Annotated in this window: 17 protein-coding genes; 5 read left to right on the top strand and 12 right to left on the bottom strand. The window is 71.7% G+C overall.

Annotated features, from left to right (window positions below; translation table 11 throughout):
• Positions 1-8: 8 nt before the first annotated feature.
• From JJ691_RS47400 to JJ691_RS47370, 7 genes are all read right to left on the bottom strand, one after another.
• The gene (locus tag JJ691_RS47400) at positions 9-1475 is read right to left on the bottom strand and encodes an FtsW/RodA/SpoVE family cell cycle protein (protein WP_211765925.1); all 1467 of its coding nucleotides are present in this window, start codon (positions 1473-1475) and stop codon (positions 9-11) included.
• The gene (gene murD / locus JJ691_RS47395) at positions 1472-2827 is read right to left on the bottom strand and encodes a UDP-N-acetylmuramoyl-L-alanine--D-glutamate ligase (protein ID WP_211765924.1); all 1356 of its coding nucleotides are present in this window, start codon (positions 2825-2827) and stop codon (positions 1472-1474) included. Before murD ends, JJ691_RS47400 begins: the two co-directional genes overlap by 4 nt.
• 10 nt (positions 2828-2837) lie before the next feature.
• Positions 2838-3929 carry a phospho-N-acetylmuramoyl-pentapeptide-transferase gene (gene mraY / locus JJ691_RS47390; protein WP_211765923.1) on the bottom strand — a complete coding sequence of 364 codons (1092 nt, stop codon included), beginning with the start codon at positions 3927-3929 and terminating at the stop codon, positions 2838-2840.
• The gene (locus JJ691_RS47385; RefSeq protein WP_211765922.1) at positions 3926-5407 is read right to left on the bottom strand and encodes a UDP-N-acetylmuramoyl-tripeptide--D-alanyl-D-alanine ligase; all 1482 of its coding nucleotides are present in this window, start codon (positions 5405-5407) and stop codon (positions 3926-3928) included. Before JJ691_RS47385 ends, mraY begins: the two co-directional genes overlap by 4 nt.
• The gene (locus JJ691_RS47380) at positions 5404-6927 is read right to left on the bottom strand and encodes a UDP-N-acetylmuramoyl-L-alanyl-D-glutamate--2,6-diaminopimelate ligase (protein ID WP_211765921.1); all 1524 of its coding nucleotides are present in this window, start codon (positions 6925-6927) and stop codon (positions 5404-5406) included. The genes JJ691_RS47385 and JJ691_RS47380 overlap by 4 nt, the downstream gene beginning before the upstream one ends.
• Positions 6928-7356: 429 nt before the next feature.
• Complete coding sequence (locus tag JJ691_RS47375; protein WP_249227487.1) at positions 7357-8727, bottom strand: FAD-binding oxidoreductase; 1371 nt, start codon at positions 8725-8727, stop codon at positions 7357-7359.
• 117 nt (positions 8728-8844) lie between these two features.
• Positions 8845-10062, bottom strand: a complete 1218-nt coding sequence (locus JJ691_RS47370) for an MFS transporter (protein ID WP_211765919.1) — start codon at positions 10060-10062, stop codon at positions 8845-8847.
• 119 nt (positions 10063-10181) lie between these two features.
• Here JJ691_RS47370 and JJ691_RS47365 point away from each other — a divergent pair, with 119 nt between their 5' ends.
• Complete coding sequence (locus JJ691_RS47365; RefSeq protein ID WP_211765918.1) at positions 10182-11315, top strand: Fic family protein; 1134 nt, start codon at positions 10182-10184, stop codon at positions 11313-11315.
• A 130-nt stretch (positions 11316-11445) separates the two neighbouring features.
• Entirely contained in the window at positions 11446-12720 is a 1275-nt protein-coding gene (locus JJ691_RS47360; protein ID WP_211765917.1) for an ISL3 family transposase, read from the top strand.
• Between the two features lie 44 nt (positions 12721-12764).
• Here the strand turns inward: JJ691_RS47360 and JJ691_RS47355 are convergent, their stop codons facing one another.
• The 4 genes from JJ691_RS47355 to mraZ form a co-directional block, all read right to left on the bottom strand.
• Positions 12765-14723 carry a peptidoglycan D,D-transpeptidase FtsI family protein gene (locus JJ691_RS47355; RefSeq protein ID WP_211765916.1) on the bottom strand — a complete coding sequence of 653 codons (1959 nt, stop codon included), beginning with the start codon at positions 14721-14723 and terminating at the stop codon, positions 12765-12767.
• Positions 14724-15347, bottom strand: coding sequence for a hypothetical protein (locus tag JJ691_RS47350; RefSeq protein ID WP_211765915.1), 624 nt, complete (start codon positions 15345-15347; stop codon positions 14724-14726).
• Positions 15344-16306 carry a 16S rRNA (cytosine(1402)-N(4))-methyltransferase RsmH gene (rsmH, locus tag JJ691_RS47345; protein ID WP_211772175.1) on the bottom strand — a complete coding sequence of 321 codons (963 nt, stop codon included), beginning with the start codon at positions 16304-16306 and terminating at the stop codon, positions 15344-15346. The genes JJ691_RS47350 and rsmH overlap by 4 nt, the downstream gene beginning before the upstream one ends.
• Positions 16307-16503: 197 nt before the next feature.
• Entirely contained in the window at positions 16504-16935 is a 432-nt protein-coding gene (gene mraZ, locus JJ691_RS47340) for a division/cell wall cluster transcriptional repressor MraZ (protein ID WP_211765914.1), read from the bottom strand.
• Between the two features lie 403 nt (positions 16936-17338).
• Here mraZ and JJ691_RS47335 point away from each other — a divergent pair, with 403 nt between their 5' ends.
• The 3 genes from JJ691_RS47335 to JJ691_RS47325 are packed head-to-tail and all read left to right on the top strand — an operon-like array spanning position 17339 to position 22166.
• Complete coding sequence (locus JJ691_RS47335; RefSeq protein ID WP_211765913.1) at positions 17339-18412, top strand: AAA family ATPase; 1074 nt, start codon at positions 17339-17341, stop codon at positions 18410-18412.
• Positions 18409-19683: a DUF58 domain-containing protein gene (locus tag JJ691_RS47330; RefSeq protein WP_211765912.1), complete on the top strand. Its 1275-nt coding sequence runs from the start codon at positions 18409-18411 to the stop codon at positions 19681-19683. Before JJ691_RS47335 ends, JJ691_RS47330 begins: the two co-directional genes overlap by 4 nt.
• Entirely contained in the window at positions 19683-22166 is a 2484-nt protein-coding gene (locus tag JJ691_RS47325) for a transglutaminase TgpA family protein (RefSeq protein WP_211765911.1), read from the top strand. The genes JJ691_RS47330 and JJ691_RS47325 overlap by 1 nt, the downstream gene beginning before the upstream one ends.
• Here JJ691_RS47325 and JJ691_RS47320 read toward each other — a convergent pair.
• Positions 22163-22936: an SAM-dependent methyltransferase gene (locus tag JJ691_RS47320; protein WP_211765910.1), complete on the bottom strand. Its 774-nt coding sequence runs from the start codon at positions 22934-22936 to the stop codon at positions 22163-22165. The genes JJ691_RS47325 and JJ691_RS47320 overlap by 4 nt on opposite strands.
• Between the last annotated feature and the right edge of the window lie 108 nt (positions 22937-23044).

Below are 23044 nucleotides of genomic sequence, written 5' to 3'. Positions count from 1 at the left end.
TGGGGCGGTCAACGCCGTCCTCCTTCTGTCGAACGTCCGTGGCCGGAGCGCCAGGCGCTGCGCCGTCGATACTCGGTCGGCGGCGCAGAGCGGTGCACCCGTCGCCGCTCCTCGGGCGAGGGCGCGGCGGCCCGGCTGCCACCGGTGCGCCCGGTGGCGCGCGGGGAGCTCCCGCGCGGCGGTGTCGATGGTCGCACCGGCTTGCGCCGGGCTGGCGGCCGGTACGGTTCAGGCGCCGGCAGCCGCAGCAGCCCACCGACCCGGCCGGGGCCGAGGGAGCGCAGCGCCGCCACCGCGTCCGGCTCGTTGCGGGCGCAGTTGGCGAGGATCCCGAACGCCATCATGGTTATCACGATTGACGTGCCACCCGCCGAGATCAGCGGCAATGTGATACCCGTGACGGGAAGCAACCCGATCACGTAGCCGATGTTGATGGCGGCCTGGCCGACCACCCACGCGGTCAGCGCGGCGGCCACCAGCCGGATCCACGGGTCGGTGTTGCGGGCGGCGATACGCAGGCCGACCACGGCCAGCATGCCGAACAGGCCCAGCACCACCAGCGCGCCGATGAAGCCCAGCTCCTCGCCGATGAGCGCGAAGATGAAGTCGTTCTGGACGTTGGACAGATAGTTGAACTTGGACGGCCCCTGGCCGAGGCCGCGGCCGAACAGGCCGCCGTCGGCCAGCGCGTACAGCGCCTGCAGCGGCTGCTGGCCGGCGCCGAGCGGGTCCGAGCCGGGGTTGAGGAACACCAGCAGCCGGGTGTTGCGGTAGCCGCTGCCGAGGGAGGACACGACCACCGCGGCGGCCGCGCTGCCCAGCACCACGGCGAACAGCCGCATCGGCGCGCCGACGTACCAGAGCAGGGCCAGCAGCACGATGCCCAGGCTGACGGTGCTGCCCAGGTCGGGCTGGAGCATGATCAGCGCGAACAGCACCATGGACACCGGCACCAGCGGCACCAGCAGGTGCCGGTACTGGCTGAGCAGGGCCCGCTTGGTCACGAGCACGTGCGCGCCCCACAGGGCCAGCGCCACCTTGGCCAACTCGACCGGCTGGAACGACAGCGAGCCGAGGGTGAACCAGGAGTGCTCGCGGCCGTTGGCACCGGAGCCGAGCGGCGTCAGCACCAGCGCCAACAGCGCGCCGGAGATCAGCAGCAGGGTGGGGCTGAACTGGCGCAGCCAACGCAGCGGGACACGCAGCCCGAGGTAGAAGCCGATCAGGCCGAGCGCGTCCAGCAGCATCGGCTTGCCGAAGCTGGACAGCGTGGTCTTCTGCGCGTCCTGCACCGCCGACGCGGACAGCACCATCACCAGGCCGATCACCGCGAGCAGGCCGAACACGGCCAGCAGCAGGTGGAACGACGCGAGCGGGCGGCCCAGCCATGCGGTCAGGCCCTGCCGCAGCGAGGAGACCAGGCTCGTGCTCCGCGTGCGGCGCGCGGCCCGCTCCTTGGCCGGCGTGGTTGTCATGTGGGCAGGCCGAGACGGGTCAGCACCGCGTCGGCGAACGCGCGTCCCCGGTGTCCGTAGTCGGTGAACATGTCCATGGACGCCGCCGCCGGTGCCAGCAGCACGACATCACCCGGACGTGCCATTGCGCCCGCCAGCTCGACCGCACTCGTCATGGCCCCATCGTCTCCCGCGGTCACGGAGCGGACCGGGACATCCGGCGCGTGTCGCGCCAGCGCGGCGGCGATCACGTCCCGGTCCTGCCCGATCAGCACCACGCCGGCCAGCCGGGGCGCGGCCTCGGCCACCAGCTCGTCCACGGAGGCGCCCTTGAGCAGGCCGCCGGCGATCCACACCACGCGGTCGTGGGCCCGGATCGAGGCGGCGGCCGCGTGCGGGTTGGTCGCCTTCGAGTCGTTCACGTAGGTCACGCCGGCCAGCTCCGCGACCACCGCGGCGCGGTGGGCCGCCGGCCGGTAGCCACGCAGCCCGTCGGCCACGGCCGCTGCCGGCACGCCGTAGGCCCGCGCCACCGCCGCCGCCACCAGGGCGTCGGTCAGCCCGGGCGGGCCACCGGGGGTGACGTCGGTTATGGAGACCAGGTCTTCGTCGCCGAAGGCGCGGTCGACCAGCTTGCCGCCTTCGAGCCCGAGCTGGTCGTCGATCGGCTCGTCCAGCGTGACGCCGACCTTGCGCGGCGCCGGCGAGTTCACCAGCAGCTTGGCCACGTACGGGTCGTCGACGCCGCCGATGGCCACCTCGCCGGTCAGCGCCCGGGCCTTGGCCTGCGCGTACGCCTCCAGCGAGCCGTGCCAGTCCAGGTGGTCCTCGGCGATGTTGAGCAGCGCCCCCGCGGCCGGGCGCACCGATGGGGCCCAGTGCAGCTGGAAGCTGGACAGTTCCACGGCCAGCACCTCGGGGGCACTCTCCAGCGCCTCCAGCACCGGCAGCCCGATGTTGCCGCAGGCGATCGCGTGGACGCCGGCCGCCTTGAGGATCGACTCCAGCATGCCCACGGTGGTGGTCTTGCCGTTGGTGCCGGTGACGACCAGCCAAGCCGGCGGCGTCGCCATCCGCTGGCACGTCCGCCAGGCCAGCTCCACGTCGCCGATGACCTCGATGCCGGCCTCGGCCGCCGCCACCAGCAGCGGCGCGGTCGGCTTCCAGCCCGGCGCGGTCACCACCAGGTCGGTGCCGGCCGGCGGCTCGGTCAGGCCGACCGCCAGCTCCACCCCCGGCCCGGCCAGCTTGGCCAGCCGGTCCGCGTTGCCGTCGGTGACCGTCACGTGCGCCCCGTCGGCCAGCAGTGCGCGCACCACCGAGGGGCCGGTGACCCCGGCCCCGGCGACCAGGACCCGCATGCCGTCGCTCATCTGCCCTCGGTCATCCACTCAGACTCAGCCAGTCGCTGTAGAACAGCCCGAGGCCGAACATGCAGCAGATGCCGCCCAACAGCCAGAATCTGATGATCACCGTGGTTTCGGCCCAGCCGGCGAGCTCGAAGTGGTGGTGGAAGGGGGCCATCCGGAACAGTCGTCGCCGGGTGGTGCGGAACGCCGCGATCTGGCTGCTGACCGAGACCACCTCGACCACGAACAGGCCGCCGATGATGATCATGAGCAGCTCGGTGCGGGTGACCATGGACAGGCCGGCGACCAGGCCGCCCAGCGCCAGCGAGCCGGTGTCGCCCATGAAGATCTTGGCCGGGGCCGCGTTCCACCACAGGAAGCCGATGCAGCCGGCCATCGCCGAGGCCGCCACCAGGGCCACGTCCAGCGGGTCGCGCACGATGTAGCAGCCCAGCGAGGTCACCGTGGCGCAGTTCCAGCGGAACTGCCAGAACGAGATGATCACGTACGAGCCGAGCACCATCGCCGAGGTGCCGGCGGCCAGGCCGTCGGCGCCGTCGGTCAGGTTGACCGCGTTGGACCAGGCGCTGACCACGGCGTAGCAGAAGACGACGAAGCCGACGGTGCCGAAGGAGATCACCGACACGTCGCGCACGAAGGACAGGTTCACCGAGGCCGGGGTGATGCCGTCCCGGTTGGCGAACTGGACCGCCAGCAACGCGAAGGTGATGGTGGCGACGAACTGCCCGACCAGCTTGGCCGTGGCGTTGAGGCCCAGGTTGCGCTGCTTGCGGATCTTGATGAAGTCGTCCAGGAAGCCGACCAGGCCCAGCGCCGAGGTCAGGAACAGGATCAGCAGACCGGTGATGCTGATCGGCACGTCGGCCTGGGTCGAGCTGCGGGCCATGTAGCTGTACAGGTGGGAGACCAGGTAGCCGGCCCACATCGCGACCAGGATGGCGACGCCGCCCATGGTGGGCGTGCCACGCTTCTTCTGGTGGCTCTGCGGACCCTCCTCCCGGATCTCCTGGCCGAAGCCCTGCCGGGAGAAGACCCGGATCAGGTACGGCGTGAGCAGGATGGACACGACCAGCGCGACGGCGGCCGCGACCAGGATGTTCTTCATGTGTTGAGCAGCTCCTCGGCGACCCGCCACAGGGCCTCGGACTTGGACGCCTTGACCAGCACGACGTCACCGGCTTGCAACTCGTCACGCAGCAGGGCCACGGCCGCGTCGACGTCCGGCACCAGCACCGACTCTTCTCCCCAAGAGCCTTCCAGATGGGCGCCCTGGTGCATCGGCCGGGCCGCCTCGCCGATCACGACCAGCCGGTTGATGTCCAGCCGCACGGCCAGCCGGCCGATCTCGTCGTGCGCGCTCACGTGGGAGTCGCCGAGCTCGGCCATCTTGCCCAGCACGGCCCAGGAGCGGCGCTGGCCGCCGCCCGCGCGGGCCATCGTGGCCAGGCTCTTCAGCGCCGCCCGGACCGACTCGGGGTTGGCGTTGTACGCGTCGTCGACGACGGTCACGCCGTCGGCCCGGGTCCGGACGTCCATGCGGTGCTCGGACGCCCGCTGCGCGTTGGTCAGCCACTGCGCGGCCTGCTCGACGGTAGCCCCCAACTCCAGGGCGACCGCGACGGCGGACAGCGAGTTGCCGACCTGGTGCGCGCCGTGCACGGCCAGCTTCACGTCGGCCTCGCCCTGCGGCGTGACCAGCCGGTAGCTGGCGCGGGCCTGGTCGTCGAGCGTGATGTCGGTGGCCCTGATGTCGGCCTTTCCCAGAGAATCAGACTCCGTCTCGCCGACCAGGACCACGCGGGCCTTCGTCCGGCTGGCCATGGCGGCGACCAGCGGATCGTCGGCGTTGAGCACGGCCAGGCCGTCCTCGGGCAGGGCCTCGACCAGTTCGCCCTTGGTCTGGGCGATGCCCTCCCGGGAGCCGAACTCGCTGATGTGCGCGGTCCCGACGTTGAGCACCACACCGATACGGGGCGGGGCCACCTCGCACAGCTTGGCGATGTGGCCCAGGCCCCGGGCGGACATCTCCAGCACCAGGTACTTGGTGTCCTGGTCGGCCCGCAGCACCGTCCACGGGTGGCCGAGCTCGTTGTTGAACGAGCCGGGCGGCGCGACGGTCGTGCCCAGCGGGGCCAGCACCTGGCCGATCAGGTCCTTGGTCGAGGTCTTGCCGGACGAGCCGGTGACGCCGACGATCGTCAGGTCGGGCAGGCGGTCCGCGACGTGCCGCGCGAGCCGGGCCAGGCCGGCGAGCACCGCCGCGCCGGAGCCGTCCTTGTCGCTGCTGAGCACGAAGGCGCGGGCGTTGCCGTCGGTGACCGGCGGCACGATCACCGCCGGCGCGTCGACCTCTCGGGCGGCCAGCACGCCGGCCGCGCCCTGCTCAACGGCCTGGGCCGCCAGGTCGTGGCCGTCCACGCGGGCGCCGGGCAGCGCGATGTACAGGCCGCCCTTGGTCATCGCGCGGGTGTCGAACTCCACGGTGCCGGTGATCTTTACGTCCCCGGTTTGCCCAGAGTTGTCAGGACTGTGCAGGCGGCCGCCGACCACGTCGGCGATCTCGCGCAGGGTCAGCTCGATCACCGGGCCACCTCCGCGATGGCCGCGGTCAGCTCGTCCCGATCGGAGAATGGGTGGATCACTCCTGCGACCTCCTGGCCGGTCTCGTGTCCCTTGCCGGCGACGATCACCACGTCGCCGGGGCGGGCCTGCCCGACGGCGTGCCGGATGGCCGCGCGGCGGTCGGCGATCTCCACCACCGTGTCCCGCCGGTCGGCCGGCACGCCGGCGAGCATCTGCGCCCTGATGTCAGACGCGTTCTCGCTGCGAGGGTTGTCGTCTGTGACGATCGTCAGGTCGGCGCGCACCGCCGCCGCCTCGCCCATCAGCGGGCGCTTGGCCGCGTCGCGGTCGCCGCCGCAGCCCAGCACCACGAGCACCCGGCCCTCGGCCCGGGCCCGCACGGCGTCCAGGGCCAGCGCCACCGCCGCCGGCTTGTGCGAGTAGTCGACCACCGCGGTGAAGTCCTGGCCGAGGTCGACCCGCTCCATCCGGCCCGGCACCTGCACCTTGGCCAGGCCGGCGACGATCGCCTTCTCGTCCACGCCGATCGCGTCCAGCACGGCGATCGCCGTCAGCGCGTTGGCCACGTTGTAGGAGCCGGCCAGCAGGATCTCCACCGCCAGCTTGCGGCCGTGCCCGTGCGCGTAGAACGTCTGCGAGCCCGAGCGCGAGACCACGATGTCGCTGGCTGTCCAGGTCGCGTCATGCGCGGTGGACACGGTGATCGTGGCCGGCTTGACCAGCCGGTCGCCCCAGGGCGTGTCGGTGCAGACGACCTCCACCTCGGCCCGGCCGTCGAACAGCCGCGCCTTGGTCTGGAAGTAGTCCTCCAGGTCCGGGTGGAAGTCCAGGTGGTCCTGGGACAGGTTGGTGAAGGCGCCCGCCGCGTAGTGCGTGCCGCCGACCCGGCCCAGCGCCAGGGCGTGGCTCGACACCTCCATCGGCACGTGCGTGACGCTCTTCTCCAGCATCACCGCGAACAGCGCCTGCAGGTCCGGGGCCTCGGGGGTGGTCAGCGCGCTCTCGATCCGCTCGCCGGCGACGCGCAGCTCCACGCCACCGATCAGGCCCGTGCTCAGGCCGGCCGCCGCCAGGCCCGCCTCCAGCATGTACGTCGTGGTCGTCTTGCCCGACGTGCCCGTGACGCCCAGCACCTTCAGCCGCTGCGACGGGTTGCCGTACACCGTGGACGCCGCCGCGCCGAGAACCGCTCGGGGGTCGTCGTGCACCAGCAGCGGAACGTCCTTGAGGGACTCTCGCTCCGCGCCGGCCGGGTCCGTCAGCACCGCGACCGCGCCGGCGCGCAGCGCCTCGTGGGCGAAGTCCGCCCCGTGGGCCCGTGAGCCCGGCAGCGCGGCGTACAGGTCGCCCGGACGCACGTGCTGGGCGCGCAGTGTCACGCCCGTGACGGGCTGAGCGCTCTCGGCGTGGTCCAGCCGCGCCCCGATGGCCGCGGCCAGCCGCTCGGGCGCGGTCGGCTCAATCTTGCTCGGGCGGGGCGGGGCGATGGCGACCTTGCCCGGTAGTGAGTTGGCAGGCACGCGCGGAAGGCTACTGTGCTTTTTGCCGCGCGTTCCGCGCGGGGCTCGGCCCCTTCAGGGCCGACGCCTCGCCCTTGCTGAATTTCGCCCGCCGCGTCGGCTCAGGTGGGTGGGCGCGTTGGGTGGCGGCGGCCGAAATCCAGCAACCGTGCGAAGCGTCGGCGGGGCCGCGCACTCTCCTGCGTTGGCGGCTCAGGGTACGCGCCAGCACGCGAATCGGGTGGCGGCTGGGGAAAGGCGCGTTCACAACACTTAGGCCGGTACCCCGGAGAGCGCTCGGCCCCGCCGGTGCCTGGAGCGGTTGCCGGATTTCGAACGCCGCCACCTGACGCACCCCACCGCCCAAGCCGACGCGGCGCTCGAAATCCGGCAAGCGAAGGCACCGGGTCCGAGGGGCCGAGCCGCGACGCCGAAGGCGGCGCCAAAGACTCAGCCCTGGGCCGGCTTGATGTTGCCGTTGTGGCGGAACACGTTGCCCGGGTCGTAGGCGGCCTTGACGCGGGCCAGCCGCTCGTACTTCACCGGACCGTAGGCGACCTTGACCCGGTCCTGCTCGTAGTCGGCCATGAAGTTCACGTAGCCGCCGGTGTTGCTGGCGTGCGGCAGCAGCTTCTCCCAGTAGGCACGCACCCACGCGCGGTCGGCGGCCAGCAGCTCGGGGGCCGCGCAGATGGCGGTGATGCCGACGGCGAAGCGGGGGCTCCGCGTGCCGCCGAAGGCGGTGGCGTGGTCGGGCACGTCGGCATAGGCGCCGGCGATGAGCGCGATCGGGGTGGCCGACAGCGGCGAGGCCTTGCCCGGCAGGTTGGCCACCAGCACGTCGATCAGCCCGTCGGTGAGGTCCTCGGCGTAGACCGACTTCTCGTACGCGTAGTTGCCGCGGTACCCGATGCCGTCGAGCATCTTCTGCAACCCGGTGTAGGGCAACGGGGTCACCAGCTCGAACAGCGGCGGCAGCGTGTCCCGGACCCGCTGGGCCAGCTCGGAAAAGGCCTCGGTGCCGTCGAAACCGGCCAGCAGCACCGAGTAGCCGAGCTTGCCGTGGTGTTCGGCCGGCACGAACGGGGCCGGCGGCGCGGTCATGCCGACGACCATCATGCCGCCGCCGTTCAGCGTCGGCGCGAAGTCGCGGGCCAGCCTCAGAGCCTGCGTCCCGCGCTCGATCTCGAAGAAGAACAGGCCCACGTCGACCAACGGGCCGACCGGGTGCAGCCGGTACTCGAACTCCGTGACCACACCGAAGTTCCCGCCACCGCCCCGCAACGCCCAGAACAGGTCGGGGTGCGAGTCGGTGGAGGCCCGCACCACCCGGCCGTCGGCCAGCACCACCTCGGCCGAGATCAGGTTGTCCACCGCCAGGCCGTGTTTCCCGGTCAGCCAACCGAATCCGCCGCCAAGGGTGAGGCCGCCGATGCCGGTGTCGCTGTACGTCCCGGCCGGCACCGCCAGACCGTGGGCCTGCGTGGCCGCGTCGAGGTCGGCGTTGGTGGCGCCGCCGCCGACTCGCGCAGTCCGCGCCTCAGGGTCGACGTGCACGGTGCGCAGGCCACTCAGGTCGATCATCAGGGCCCCGTCGGCGACCGCCGCGCCGCCCATGTTGTGCCCGCCGCCGCGGACTGTGACGTCCAGGCCGTTGGCCTGGGCGTAGGCCAGGCAGCCGGCCACGTCGGCGGGACCGGTGACCTGAGCGATGATCGCCGGCTTGCGGTCGATCTCCCCGTTCCAGACCCGGCGGGCCTCGTCGTAGCCCGGGTCGCCGGGAACCAGCTGCGGGCACGTCACATCGGTGATGAGCGGCATGGCCGACATTGTCGCGCTGAACCGTCACGGCGGCGTCACGCGTAGCAACTGGCGGACGATCTCCCCACGACAGAAGGGAATTCCATCGTGTTCGACGATGCCAACAACTGGTGAGGTCTAACGGCGGCGGCGGGCCTGGTACCAGGTCAGGCCCGCCACCGTCGCGACCAGTGTGCCGGTGACACCGGCACCGGACAACACCGCCGGGGCCCCGAACGCCTCCGCGCACACGCCCGCGAGCAGCAGGCCCGTGCCCTGTGCGGTCCGCAACGCCGTCACCGCCAGGCCGAAAGCCTGGCCACGGCCGTGATCCGGCACCGACTGCACGAACGCCGAGCGGGCGACCATGTGGTAGGCGGAGCCGATGCCGGACACGACCAACAACACGATCATCACCGGCACCGAGGGACGGAAAGCCGCCAGCACCAAGGGAAGGCTGGCCAGCACGGCCAGCGGGCCGAGCAGTCTGAGCCGGCGGCCCGGCAGCAGGCGGCTGATCGCCCACATGCCGACGATCGCACCGGCCGGGCCGGCCGCCAGCAGCAGGCCGACCGCGCCGTCCGAGCCCGTCACGGCGACCGAGTACGGCACCGCCAGCGCCTCGATCGTCACGTAGAAACCGGCGACACAGGCCAGCAGCACCAGGGCCCGCAGCTTCGGCGTCGTCCACACCGTCACCGCCCCCGTCACCAGGGACGGCCACCACGGCTGCACCGGGTCGCGCACCGTCGGGAACGCCGGCACCGGGCGGTCGTGCACGCCCAGGCGGACGATCACCGCCGACACCAGGAACGTCGCCGCGTCGATCTGCAGGCCACGGTCCGGGCCCGTGGCCACGACCACCAGGCCGCCCACCGCGAAACCCAGCACCTGGGCCAGCTGGTCCACCATGTCGGCCGCGCCCGTGCCCAGCACGTAGCGGTCGCCCCGCAGCACCTGGGCCAGCGTCGCCGCCCGTGCCGCGCTGAACGGCGCCCCCAGCGCGTGCACACCAACCAGGAGGGCACACAGCAGCGGCAGCGGCACCCCCGGCAACGCCATCAGCGCCACCAGAATCGCTCGGGCCAGATCCGTCGCCACCATCACCGTTCGGCGCGGATAGCGGTCCGCGATGCCGGCCAGCAGCGGCCCCGCGAACAGGTCCGGCAGGTATGTCAGGGCGTAGGCCAGGGCGGTCAGGCTCGGCGACTGCGTGCGGTCGAACACCAGCACCGACAGCGCCACCCGGGCGAACTGGTCGCCGAGCACCGACAGCAGCTGGGCCGCGAACAGGGCACGGAACTCCCGCAGGGCGAAGACGTCCGAGTAGCGGGCCGCTTGCTGCTCGCAGACCATTCGCACCTCCCCGAGTCCGGCATTCCCTTCTACCTGACGCCCCGTCAACGAGCCGACGCCTGTCACCCGAAGAGCCCAGCCCTCGTTCCTACGATGCTACGACGCTGATAGCATCAGCCGTGCTGATCGCCACCCCCACGCTGGACGACGAGGACCGGCGGGTGCTCGCCGAGATCGCCTCCCACCAGCAGAAACTCCGCCACCAGGTGCGGGACCACCGCAAGTGGGAGGGGCAGCTGCGGCGCGGCCTGGTGGCCAACGCCATCAAGGGCTCCAACTCCATCGAGGGCGTCAACGTCAGCGCGCAGGACGCATCCGCGCTGGTAGAGGGCCAGGACATGTCGGCCGACGTCGACGATCAGACCAGGCGCGCGGTGGAGGGCTACTGCGACGCGCTCACCTGGGTACAGCAGTCGGCCGACATGAAGAACTTCAGCTATCACGAAATGCTGCTCAGCGCGTTGCACTTCATGATCCAGAAATCCGAGCTCCGCAAGTGGCCCGGCCGCTATCGCGAGGGCGGCATCTGGGTGACCGGATCGGACCCTCTCACCCCGTCCTACACCGGCCCTGATCATGACCTGGTGCCACAGCTTATGGCGGAGCTGGTCGACTGGCTGAACACCGGCGACCTGGACACACCGGCGCTGGTGCGGGCCTCGATGGCTCATCTGAACCTGGTGAGCATTCATCCTTGGCGGGACGGCAACGGCCGTACCTCGCGCTGCCTGCACACCCTCGTGCTGGCCCAGGACCGGGCGTTGGCACCGGAGTTCTCCTCCATCGAGGAGTGGCTCGGCGACGGCGTGAACACCCAGGACTACTATCGCGCCTTGCGATCCACCCGCTCATCCTGGCGGCCCGAAGTCACCGACGCTCATCAGTGGATGCGGTTCTGCCTGCGGGCGCACCATCTCCAGGCACAGACCGTGCAGCGGCGGGTGGACCGTGCGTCGATGCTCTGGGGCGCTCTGGAGGCCGTCGTCGTGGAGCACGAACTTGACGAGCGCATGGTCTCCGGCCTCTATGCCGCCGCCGTCGGCGAGCTACGGCGCGCCACGTACGCACAGGACGAGGACCTGACCCGGGACCAGTCTGTTCGCGACCTCCAGCGGCTGCGCAAGCGCGGCCTGATTCAGTCCGTCGGCCACGCCCGGACGCAGCGCTACGTGGCCGACGGGGAAATCGCCGAGATCAATGAGGCGATCATCGGCCAGCTCCGCCGCCCGCTGGAGGAGCCCTACGGCAGCTGACACTCCCCCTCTTTTCGGCTCTTCGTACTGATGTGTGGGTGGGTATGCCCAGGTAGCAGAAGGGCACGCCGGTGCAGCGTCTAGGTTTCTGAGCTGTCGAGGAACAGAAACTGCATAGACGGAGAACGACGTGCCCTCTACCAGGGTATGGGGTCGGCTGCTGGGCTTGCCCACCGCGGTCGTGGAGACAGTCGCGTTCGACGAGCACGAGCAGGTGTTCGTCGCTTCGGTCCGAGCCCGCAGGCGTGATCGTGGCCGATGCGGGATCTGCCAGCGCCGCTGCCCCGGGTACGACACCGGGCAGGGACGACGCCGATGGCGGGCGCTGGACCTGGGGACCGTGCGCGCGGTCGTGGAAGCCGACGCGCCCCGGGTGGCCTGTGCCGAGCATGGCGTCGTGGTCGCCGCGGTGCCCTGGGCCCGTCACGGCGCCGGACACACCCGGGCCTTCGACGACACCGTGGCCTGGCTGGCCACCACCTGCTCGAAGACCACGGTGCGGCAGCTGATGCGGATCGCCTGGCCCACCGTCGGCTCGATCATCACCCGGGTCCGGGCCGACATCGACGCCGAGGTGGACCGGCTGGCGGGGTTGCGTCGGATCGGGATCGACGAGATCAGTTACAAGAAAGGCCACAAGTACCTCACCATCGTTGTCGATCACGACACCGGGCGGCTGGTCTGGGCCGCGCCCGGCAACGACAAACAGACATTGACCCAGTTCTTCACGCTGCTGGGGCCCGCGCGCTGCGCGCAGATCACCCATGTGTCCGCGGACGCCGCGGCCTGGATCGCCCGCGTGGTCGAACAGCGCTGCCCGACCGCGATCCGCTGCGCCGACCCGTTCCACGTGGTCAAGTGGGCCACTGACGCGTTGGACGCGGTGCGGCGCCAAGCGTGGAACGCCCTGCGTCGCAGTCCGGGTGGCAGTGGTCGGGATCGCCGGGGCCGCGCCGCGTCGGCCGGGGCGGCGCGAGGGCTCAAACGAGCACGGTGGGCGCTGTGGAAGAACCCGGAGAACCTCACCGACAAGCAGCAGGTCACGCTGGACTGGATCGCCAAGGCCGACCCCCGGCTCTATCGGGCCTACCTGCTCAAGGAAGGACTCCGGTACGTCTTCGCCGTCGGCGGCCAGGACGGCAAGCACGCCTTGACGCGGTGGCTGTCCTGGGCCGCCCGGTGCCGGATACCGGAGTTCGTCAAGCTCGGACGCACGATCCGGACCGAACTCGCCGCCATCCACGCCAGCCTCGATCACGGACTGTCCAACGCCCTGATCGAGTCCACCAACACCAAGATCCGCCTGCTCACCCGGATGGCCTTCGGCTTCAAACGCCCCGAAGCTCTGATCTCGCTGGCACTGCTCGCTCTGGGTGGTTACCGACCGACCCTGCCAGGCCGGTAACCACCCACACATCCCTACCAAGAGCCGAAAAAACGGGGGTGGGGCTACGGCAGCTGGAGTTGGACGACCGGGGCGGGGGTGGCCGACATCGGGATCTGGAAGTGCTGGACCAGGTAGGTGCCGAACTGGTGGAACAGCGGGGCGGCCGAGGTGCCGGCCTGCAGGCCGTAGGTGGGCTTGTCCAGCATGATGCCGACGACCAGGCGGGGGTTGTCGGCGGGCAGGATGCCGGCGAAGGTGATCCAGTACTTGGTCTGGCTGTAGGCCCCGCCCAGGGCCGGGTCGGGCTGCTGGGCGGTGCCGGTCTTGCCGGACAGCTGGTAGCCGGCCAGGGCGGCCGGGTAGCCGGTGCCGTTCTGCAGGTAGTCCTTGGGGTCCTTCTGCATGACGGCCCGCATCATGTCCCGCACGGTCTTCGCGGTCTGCGGGCTGACCACGGGCACCGGATCGGGCTTGGGGGTGGGCACGACGGTGCCGTCGGGCTTGGTGACGGACTTGATGATCCGCGGCGGCACCCGCACCCCGTCGTTGGCGATGGCCTGGTACATCCCGGTCATCTGCAGCAGGGTCATGGACAGGCCCTGGCCGATGGGCAGGTTGGCGAAGGTGGAGCCGGACCAGGTGCTGCGCGGGGGCACCGAGCCGCCGCTCTCGCCGGGCAGTCCGACGCCGGTCTTCTGCCCGAGCCCGAACTTGGTGAGCAGGTCGACGAAGCGGTCCTCGCCGATCTTCTGCGCCACTTCGAGGGTGCCGATGTTGGAGGACTTGGCGATCACGCCGGCCATGGTCATCTTCACGTCGCCGTGCGCCCACGCGTCGGTGACGGTGCGGTCGGCCAGCTTGAACGACGCCGGCACGTCGATGACGCTGTCGGGCTGCTCGACGCCGTACTCGATGGCCCCGGCGGCGGTGACGACCTTGCCGACCGACCCGGGCTCGAAGGGGGTGGAGACGGCGGCGTTGCCGAGCTGGTCGTTGGACGTGACGTCGTTGAACTTGTTGGGGTTGAAGCCGTTGGTGACGGCCATCGCGTACAGCTCGCCGGTCTTGGCGTCCATCACGACCATGCTGGCGTCGGCGGCCCCGCTGGCCTTCTGGTACGAGTCCAGCATCTGCTGGGCCTGGTACTGCACGTCGGCGTCGATGGTCAGCTGCACGTTGGAGCCGGGCACCGCCGGCGTGCTGTCCCGGACGGTGCCGGGCAGCTGGAGGTCGTTGTTGTTGTTGGCGGTGTCGACGGTGGACACGCCGTTGGTGCCCTTGAGGGTGTCGTCGAGCGAGTTCTCCAGCCCGGCCAGGCCCACCGGCGCCTTGGCGTCCACGCCCCACTGGGCGTAGCCGACGATGTTGGACCCGACCGCCCCGTCCGGGTACACCCGCTGCTGCTGGGCGATGGGGGTGATCTCGGCGTACCGCTTGGTGATCGCGGTGGCCTCGACCGGGGTGGCCTGGGTGGTCAGCTCCACGTAGGGCTTGGCGGCGGACCGGATCTTGGTCAGCAGGTCGGCCGTCGTGGTCTGGTCGCCGACCTGCTGGTGGATGAAGTCGGCCATGCCCTGGGTGTAGGCGTCGTAGGTGTCGCCGTGGCCGAGTTCCTTGTAGAACGCGGCGTTCTTGGGATCGTCCCAGTTGGCCTTGAGCTGCTTGGGGTCGATCGACAGCAGCCGGGTCTCCACGCTGAACGCCAGCTGGGTGCCGTTGCGGTCGAGGATCTGCCCGCGCAGCGCCTGGGTGGTGGTCAGGGTGGCCCGCTGCCGCTCGGCGGCGGCCGACAGCTCGGCGGCCTGCACGCCCTGCACCTGCACCAGCCGCACGCCGGCGATGACCAGCACGGCGACCATCAGCAGCCGGCTCAGCACGATCCGCTTGGGGTGGTTGCCGACGCCGGCCGGCGCGCCGAGGCGCGACTTGCGGCCGGCCGGTCGCGGCGCCGGCCCCCCGCTGCGGACGACGGGGCGGGGACGCGTGGCTGGACGCCCGCCGGTGGTGCGGTTGGCGGGCATCTAGTGGCCTCCTCCTGAGGCAGGCGGCTGGCTGGTGGACGAGTTGGTGGTGGAGCTGTTGGCCGGCGGAGTCGAGGTGGATGACGAAGGTGGCGGCGTGGTGGTCGTGGTCGCGGCGGTCGGGCTGCCGGTCAGGCTCACCGAGCCATCCGGGTTGACCTTGAGCCGCCCCGGGTCGGGCGCCGGCACCATGCCCAGCTTGCGGGCCTGGTCGTAGAGCACCTCGGGCGACTCGCCCTTGGCCACGTCGGCCTTGAGCTGCTCCACCCGGCTGGTCAGGTCCGTGGTCTTCTTCCTGGCGTCCTCGAGCCGGTACGAGTCGGCGACCGCGGACAACGACAGGAACAGCGTCACCACCACGCCGGCCGCCAGCAGCCCCATCACCAGCAGCACGAACGGGGTGCGCGAGGCCACCTTCAGCCCGGCGGCCTGGTTCGCCCACGGCCACCGCTGCTTGCGGCTGGCCTTGCGGGCGTACGCGCGCTGGGCGGCGGTGGTCCGGCCGCGGGTGGCCCGGGTGCCGGGCTGCGCCGGATCGCGCTCGATCTTGCGTTCGCTGTCCCGGCCCTTCCGGCGGGTCGTGGTGTTGGGCGACGGCGCGCCCACGGGTGCGGGTGCGCTCATGACGCCCTCCGGATCCGTTCCGCGGCACGCAGCCGCACGGACGCCGACCGCGGGTTGTCGGCGATCTCCTGCTCACCCGCCTGCTCCGCGCCGCGGGTGACCAGCTTCAGCTCCGGGCCGTGCCCGGGCAGTTCCACCGGCAGGTCGAGCGGACTGGTCGACACCGACAGCTCGGTGAGGGCCCGCTTCACCAGCCGGTCCTCCAGCGAGTGGTACGACTCGACGACGATGCGGCCGCCGACAACCAACGCCGACAGCGCGGCCGGGACGGCCCGCCGCAGCACCTCCAGCTCGCCGTTGACCTCGATGCGCAGCGCCTGGAAGGTGCGCTTGGCCGGGTGCCCGCCGGTGCGCTTGCTGGCCGCCGGGATCACGTCGTGCAGCAGCTGCACCAGCCGCGGGCTGGTGGTGAACGGCTCCTTGGCCCGCTCGGCCACGATGGCCTTGGCGATCTTGCCGGCGAACCGCTCCTCGCCGTACTCGCGCAGGATCCGGGCCAGGTCGGCGAACGGGTAGCTGTTGAGCACATCGGCGGCGGTCTGCCCGGTGGTCGGGTCCATCCGCATGTCCAGCGGCGCGTCCTGGGCGTAGGCGAAGCCGCGCTCGGCCACGTCCAGCTGGAGCGAGGAGACGCCGAGGTCGAACAGAACACCGTTCACTTCAGCCACACCCTGCTGAACCAACACCGCTGGCAACTCGTCGTACACGGCATGGACAAGACGCACCCGGTCGCCGAACTCGGCCAGGCGCCGTCCGGCCAGGGACAGCGCCTCGGGATCGCGGTCCAGCCCGATCAGGGTGAGCTGTGGGTAGGCCGACAGCAGCGCGTGCGAATGGCCGCCCAGGCCGAGCGTGCAGTCCACCAGCACGGACGGCTGGCCGGACAGCGCGGGCGCGAACAGCTCCACGATGCGGTCGAGCAGGACGGGCACATGCTTGGCCCTTGGCTGGTCGGACATGTCGGTCACGGCCAACCCCCTTCCACCCGCGGCTGCCGCTCACTCCCCTTTCATCGGTTATGGGTCGAGCCTTGCCGGCTTCGGATGCAGTCAGGTCCCCGCCCGCCCGTCGAACCTGGCGCCGGGGAAGGTGCGCCAGGGCCGATAGCCGAGCGGACCGAGGCCAAACGGCACCCGGGTCGGTCATGACCCATTTCTCAGAACAGTCCGGGAAGAACCTCCTCCCGGGCCTGCGCGTAGTCGTCCTCGTGCTCGTCCAGGTAGCGCTGCCAGGCCTGCGCGTCCCAGATCTCCAGGCGGGTGATCGCGCCGATCACCACGCAGTCCTTGGCCAGCCCGGCGTAGCGGCGCAGTTCGGGGACGATGGTGACGCGTCCCTGGCCGTCCGGCCGCTGCTCGTCGGTGCCCGCGAACAGATAGCGCTGGTACGCCCGGACCGCCTCGTTGGTCAGGGGAGCCTCCGCCACTTTGCGGGCCATCTGCTCGAACTCCGCGCGCGGGAACACGTAGAGGCAGTGGTCCTGGCCCTTGGTGACCATGAGACCCCCTGCGAGCGCGTCCCGAAACTTCGCCGGCAGCGTCAGCCGACCCTTGTCATCCAGCTTGGGGGTGTGCGTGCCGAGGAACACCTCACGCCCACCTCCAACCCGAACCAAGTCCCCGGGCAGGGACCGGACCGGCGATGGGACCCCCGTTCGCCCCACCGGCCGCCACACTACCCCACTTTCCGCCACAGTCAACGCCGACAGGCCCGCCGGAATTCGTTTTTCTCGACGGTTTTCGCAGGTAGGAGCGGTGGGGGCCGGAGTGGGGCGGGATCGGGCTCACTCCACCCGGCGACACCCCCGATGATCGTCCGGACCCCCTCCCGGGACCCTTCGGCCGGCTCCGGTGGGGCGGAGTGGGGGATCCCGGGGGGGCGGGTCGGCGGGCGATTGCGCGGATTCCTTGGGGGCCTTCGCCGCGATTTGACACACTGCAAAGAACGCTGATGCCACGCGAGACCCTCGCGGTGGCCTTTGGAGGGCGAAGTTGACGTCGAGTACCCCGCCGACCACGCAGGCCCCCGGCCCCGCCGGCGCGCCGGAGCCGCCGCAGTCGGCGCTCGGCCGGCTGCACGACACCGCGCAGCGGATCGCGGCCAACGTCGAGCACGTGCTGGTGGGCAAACCCGAGGTGGTGCGGGTCGCGCTGGTCACGCTGCTGGCCGAGGGCCACCTGCTGGTCGAGGACGTGCCCGGGGTGGGCAAGACCTCGCTGGCCAAGGCGCTGGCCCGGTCCATCGACTGCACGGTCAGCCGCGTGCAGTTCACGCCGGACCTGCTGCCCAGCGACATCACCGGCGTCTCCATCTTCAACCGCAACACCAGCGACTTCGAGTTCCGCCCGGGTCCGGTGTTCGCCAACATCGTGGTCGGCGACGAGATCAACCGCGCCTCCCCCAAGACCCAGTCGGCGCTGCTGGAGTGCATGGAGGAGCACCAGGTCACCATCGACGGGCAGACCTACGCGCTGGGCTCCCCGTTCATGGTCATCGCCACCCAGAACCCGATCGAGATGGAGGGCACCTACGCCCTGCCCGAGGCCCAGCGGGACCGCTTCACCTGCCGGGTGTCCATCGGCTACCCGGACCCGCAGGCCGAGCTGGCCATGGTCGACGAGCACGCCGGCCGGGACCCGCTGGAGGACCTGCGCCCGGTGTCGGACGCCGAGCAGATCAAGCAGCTGGTGGCGGCGGTCCGCTCGGTGCACCTGTCGCCGGAGATCAAGCGGTACGCCGTCGAACTGGTCTCGGCCACCCGCCGGCTGCCGGAGCTGCGGCTGGGCGCCTCGCCGCGGTCGACGCTGCACCTGGTGCGGGCCGCGCGGGCGCAGGCGGCGCTGGCCGGCCGCGAGTTCGTGGTGCCGGACGACGTGCACGCGGTCGCGGTGCCGGTGCTGGCCCACCGCCTGGTGTTGACCGCTGAGGCGCTGGCCTCGCGGCGCTCGCCGGCCGACCTGATCCGCAGCGTGCTGCAGCGCGTGGTGATACCGCACGGCGGCAACGGCCAGGTCGCCCAACCCGTGTCCGGCCCCAACGGGCGCTGGCTGCGGCAAGGGCATTGATGAAGGTGCTCTCCGGACTGACGACCCGCGGACGCTGCCTGATGGCGGCGGGCCTGGCCGCGGCCGTCTGCTCCATGGTGCTCAACGAGCGCGACCTGCTGCGCATCGCCGTGTTCGTGGTGGCGCTGCCGGTGCTGGCCGCGCTGCTCACGTCGCGTTCCCGGGTCGGGTTGTCGGCCACCCGGTACGTGCTGCCGGACCGGGTGCCGGTCGGCGGCACCGCCGAGGTCCGCGTCGACATCCGCAGCGACGGCCGGCTGCCCACCGGCGGCCTGCTGCTGGAGGACGGCGTGCCGTACGCGCTGGGCAGCCGGCCCCGCTTCGTGCTGGAGCGGTTGCCGCGCCACCACCTCGTCCCGCTGCGCTACCAGCTGCGGCCGGTGCTGCGCGGGGTCCAGCACGTGGGCCCGCTGCTGGGGCGCATCACCGATCCGTTCGGCATGGCCGAGTTCGACCGCGAGCTGGCCGGCAGCACCCGCCTGGTCGTGGTGCCCCGCGTGCACGGCCTGACCGGGCTGCCCGGCGGCGCCGGCATGGGCGCGGGCGAGGAGGGCGCGGTGCGGCTGCGTTCCGGCCAGGGCGAGGACGACGCCGTGGTGCGGCAGTACCGGCACGGCGACGACCTGCGCAAGGTGCACTGGCGGTCCTCGGCCCGCCGGGACGAGCTGATGGTGCGGCTGGAGGAGAAGCCGTGGCGCGGCGGCACCACCGTGCTGCTCGACCACCGCTCGGCCGCGCACCGCGGCACCGGCCCGACCAGCAGTCTGGAGTGGGCCATCTCGATGACCGCCAGCATCTGCCTGCACCTGCACCGGCACGGCCACCAGGTGCGGCTGGTCACCGAGGACGGCAAGGTGCTCGCCGGCGGCTTCGCCGACGCCGGGCACAGCGACGTGGTGGTGCTGGACGCGCTGGCCGCGCTGCACCCGTCGCACCACCGGGACCTGGTGTGCGGCGGCGACCCCGGCAACGGGCAGGAGCTGATCGCCGTGCTCGGCGCGGCCAACCCGGCGGCGGCCAGTGAGCTGATGCGGCACCGACCGCGCGTCACGCGCAGCCTGGCGGTGCTGCTGGACGTCACGGCCTGGGCGCCGGGCGCGGACGCCACCGCGGCCACCGAACTGACCGACGCCGTCCGGCTGTTGCGCGGCTCCGGCTGGGGCGTGGTGATCGCCAAGCCGGACGTGCCGATGGGCGTGGTGTGGTCCGAGCTGTGCCGGGCCGGCACCCGGGGCGGCGCGATCACCATGGCCGAAGGGGGAATCGCCTGATGACCGCATCGGACGTGCGGCCGCCGCGGCACCGGGCCCAACCGTCGGTCCCGCCGCCCGAGCCGATCTGGACGCTGCCGACCACGCCGATCGCCGCCGGCTTCGCCGTGCTGTGCGCGGCCACGGCGCTGTCCGGCGTGGTGCAGGGCACGGTGTGGCTGTTCTACCTGCTGATCGCCATCGGCATGATCGTCGGCACCGGCATGCTGCTGCGGCAGCTGCGCATGCAGCCGCCGGTGATCGCGCTGGGCGAGCTGTTCGTGCTGCTGTGCCTGCTGACGATGTCGTTCAGCACCAACGGGATCCTGCTCATCCTGCCCGGGCCGGCGGCGCTGCGCGACCTGGCCGAGGTGCTGGGCAAGTCGGTCACCGCGGTGCAGACCGAGGTCCCGCCGGTGCCGGCCGACCCGCCCATCCTGTGCCTGATCGTGGTGGCCATCGGCCTGGTCACGGTGGTCGTGGACATGCTGACCGTGGAGGCCAAGGCGCCGGCCGCCTCCGGCCTGGTGCTGCTGTGCGTGTACGCGGTGCCGGCGTCGCTGGCCGACGAGATGCTGCCGTGGTGGAGCTTCGTGCTCGGCGCGGCCGCGTTCGCCGGACTGCTGGCCGTCGACGGCCGGCAGAAGCACAAGGCGTGGCGGGGCCGGCGCAGCGGGGCGATCGGCTCCACCCAGAACCCACCCAGCCACGAGGCCACCGGCGTGGTGATCGTCTCCATCGTGCTGGCCCTGATCGTCGGCGGCAGCTTCACCGTGATCGGCACCGTCGGCCGGCTGCCCGGCGGCGGGTCCGGCGGCGAGGGCGGCGGGCCGTTCGGGCTCAAGCCGTACACGAAGCTCGAAGGCCTGCTCAGCAGCCAGAGCAACCAGGAGCTGTTCCGGGTCACCGGCCTGAAGGACACCGACTACCTGCGGCTGGTCACGCTGGACAAGTTCGTGGACAACGACGGCTGGCAGGTCGGCGCGCCGATCGCCGACGGCGACCAGGTCGGCCGGCACGACCTGGCCACCGACAGCGCCATCGGCGGCCCGGTGACCACGATCAACATCCAGCCCAACCAGTTCACCGACCAGTGGGCCCCGGTGTTCGGCCGGCCGGTGTCGGTGCAGGGGCTGGGCTCGGACTGGCGCTGGGACCCGACCGCGCAGACCCTGTGGGCCCCCGGCACCCAGCAGTTCGGCACCTACGTCGAGCGGGCCCAGCTGACTATGCCCAGCCAGGACCAGCTGCGGTCCGAGGGCATCGTCGACGACACCCAGGTCGACCCGCGCTATCGGGCGCCGGTACAGGTGGACCAGCAGGTCAAGACCCTGATCCGGCAGGTGACCGGCAACCAGGGCACCACCTTCGACAAGGTGCGGGCCCTGACCCTGTTCCTCAACAGCGGCGAGAACGGCTTCAGCTACAGCCTGGACGCCACGCCCAAGAACCCGAACGTGCCCCGGCTGGACGACTTCCTGTTCAACAGCAAGAAGGGGTTCTGCGAGCAGTACGCGTCGGCGCTGGCCGCGATGACCCGGTCGATGGGCATCCCGACCCGGGTGGCCATCGGCTTCACGCCGGGCGTGTCGGTCAACGGCGACCCGAACGTGCGGACCATCACCGGCGGGGACGCGCACGCCTGGGTCGAGATCCACTTCCCGGACTACGGCTGGGTGCGGTTCGACCCGACGCCGGCCGGCAGCCGGGTGGTGGCGCCGCCGTACATGTCGGACACCAGCACGTCCAACAGCAACAACACCGGGCCCAGCACCTCCGGCTCGTCCGGGCCGACCACCAGCACCGCCACGCGCTCCGTCGTGCCGACGGCCACCGCCCCGACCAGCACGCAGAACGACGCGAGCACGTCGGTGCTCAACCCGACCGCGCCGCCCCTGTGGTTGATGGCGGTGCTGTTCCTGGTCGCGCTCGCGGTGTCCATCCTGCTCGGCCTGTTCGGACGGAAGCTGTCCGCCGGCGCCCCGACCCGGTTGAAGCTGCCGCGTTGGCTGCTGCCCCAGTGGCTGCTACCGGCGGCGGTTGGGGCCTGGGCGGTGGTGGTGCTGCTGCTCGCGTCGTACGTGTCGTGGTGGCTCACCGCGTTGCTGGCAGTGGTGCTGGTCTGCGTGGCCCCGGCGGCGATCCGCGCCTGGCGCCGACGTGTCCGGCTGCACCTGATCGCCGCGCTCGGGGCCGACGCCGCCAACGCCGCGTGGGCCGAGGTGCTGGCCGAGTCCGTGGACCGCGGCACGCCGGTGTCCGCGACCGAGACCGTCCGGGCCACCGGGCGGCGGCTGGCCCGTGAGCACGAACTGGACGAGCCCGGCCGGGAGGCGCTGCGTCAGGTCATCACCGCCGTCGAGGGCTCGTGGTACGGCGGCCGGGAGTCGGCCGACCCGTCGCTGGTGTCGGCGGTGTCCGAACTGCGGGCCAGCCTGCACCGGACCGCGCCGCTCGGCTTCCTGGCCCGGGTGCTGCCCCGCTCGGTGGTCAACCGGCGCTAGCGCTTGCGCCCCAGTCCCGCGTAGATGGCCTCGGACGACCCGGGGCCGTCCACGCGGTCGGGCCAGTTCGAGGCCAGCACCAGGCCCGGCGAGGCCAGGTCGAAGCCGTCGAAGAAGGTCAGCACCTCGGCGTGCGGGCGGGCCTGGAACGGCGAGCCGATGCCGGCCATGTGCTTGGCGAAGGCCGCCACCTCTTCCGGACGCAGGTCCTCGGTCAGGTGGGTCAGCGCGACCATGCTGCCGGGGACCATCGCGTCCCGGTAGCCGCCGATCACCGCGGCCGGGTCCTGCTCGTCCAGGATGAAGTGCGGCAGGGCCGTCATGAACACCCCGACCGGGCGGGTCAGGTCCAGGGTCTCGCGCACGGCGGCGGAGCCGAGCACCCGGTGCACATGGCACACGTCTGCGGTGAGGACCTGTACCCCGGGCTTGCCGCGCAGGGTGAGGGTGCAGTGCGCGGTGGCCACCTCGTCCCGGTCGACGTAGACCACCCGGCCGTCGGGGGCCAGCTCGTGCACGCTACCGGCGGCGAGCACCCCGCAGCCGAGGTCGAGGAACTGGTCGATGCCGTGGCCGAGCATGTGCAGGGTGGCCTCGCGCAGGAACCGGCGGCTGGCGATGGCCGCGGCCCGGATGCCCGGGGCGTCGCGCAGCACCTCGTCGGCCAGTGTCCGGTCGGACTGGAAGTTGTTGCCACCACCGAGCATGACGTCGTACAGCCGGGCGTCGGAGGGCCCGTCCTGGCCCGGCCGTCGCGCCGAATTGGTCACCGCGTACCCCGTGTTCTAGCGAATTGCTCAGGATAGGACCGCTATGCCCGGGCAGGATCCCCTGTCACCGTATCGGGGACGGACGTTGCGTCGACAGCAGGTGCACCT

The sequence above is a fragment of the Kutzneria sp. CA-103260 genome, assembly GCF_018263855.1.
In the GTDB taxonomy this organism is placed as follows: Bacteria; Actinomycetota; Actinomycetes; order Mycobacteriales; family Pseudonocardiaceae; genus Kutzneria.
The sequence above is the reverse complement of the archived record's forward strand: the minus strand, read 5'-3'. Positions and strand labels throughout refer to the sequence as shown.

Bases quoted from the DNA above. Each gene is read 5' to 3' on its own strand.
- JJ691_RS47400 (WP_211765925.1), bottom strand. From the start codon at position 1,475: ATGACAACCACGCCGGCCAAGGAGCGGGCCGCGCGCCGCACGCGGAGC.
- murD (WP_211765924.1), bottom strand. From the start codon at position 2,827: ATGAGCGACGGCATGCGGGTCCTGGTCGCCGGGGCCGGGGTCACCGGC.
- mraY (WP_211765923.1), bottom strand. From the start codon at position 3,929: ATGAAGAACATCCTGGTCGCGGCCGCCGTCGCGCTGGTCGTGTCCATC.
- JJ691_RS47375 (WP_249227487.1), bottom strand. From the start codon at position 8,727: ATGCCGCTCATCACCGATGTGACGTGCCCGCAGCTGGTTCCCGGCGAC.
- JJ691_RS47370 (WP_211765919.1), bottom strand. From the start codon at position 10,062: ATGGTCTGCGAGCAGCAAGCGGCCCGCTACTCGGACGTCTTCGCCCTG.
- JJ691_RS47355 (WP_211765916.1), bottom strand. From the start codon at position 14,723: ATGCCCGCCAACCGCACCACCGGCGGGCGTCCAGCCACGCGTCCCCGC.
- JJ691_RS47350 (WP_211765915.1), bottom strand. From the start codon at position 15,347: ATGAGCGCACCCGCACCCGTGGGCGCGCCGTCGCCCAACACCACGACC.
- rsmH (WP_211772175.1), bottom strand. From the start codon at position 16,306: ATGTCCGACCAGCCAAGGGCCAAGCATGTGCCCGTCCTGCTCGACCGC.
- JJ691_RS47325 (WP_211765911.1), top strand. From the start codon at position 19,683: ATGACCGCATCGGACGTGCGGCCGCCGCGGCACCGGGCCCAACCGTCG.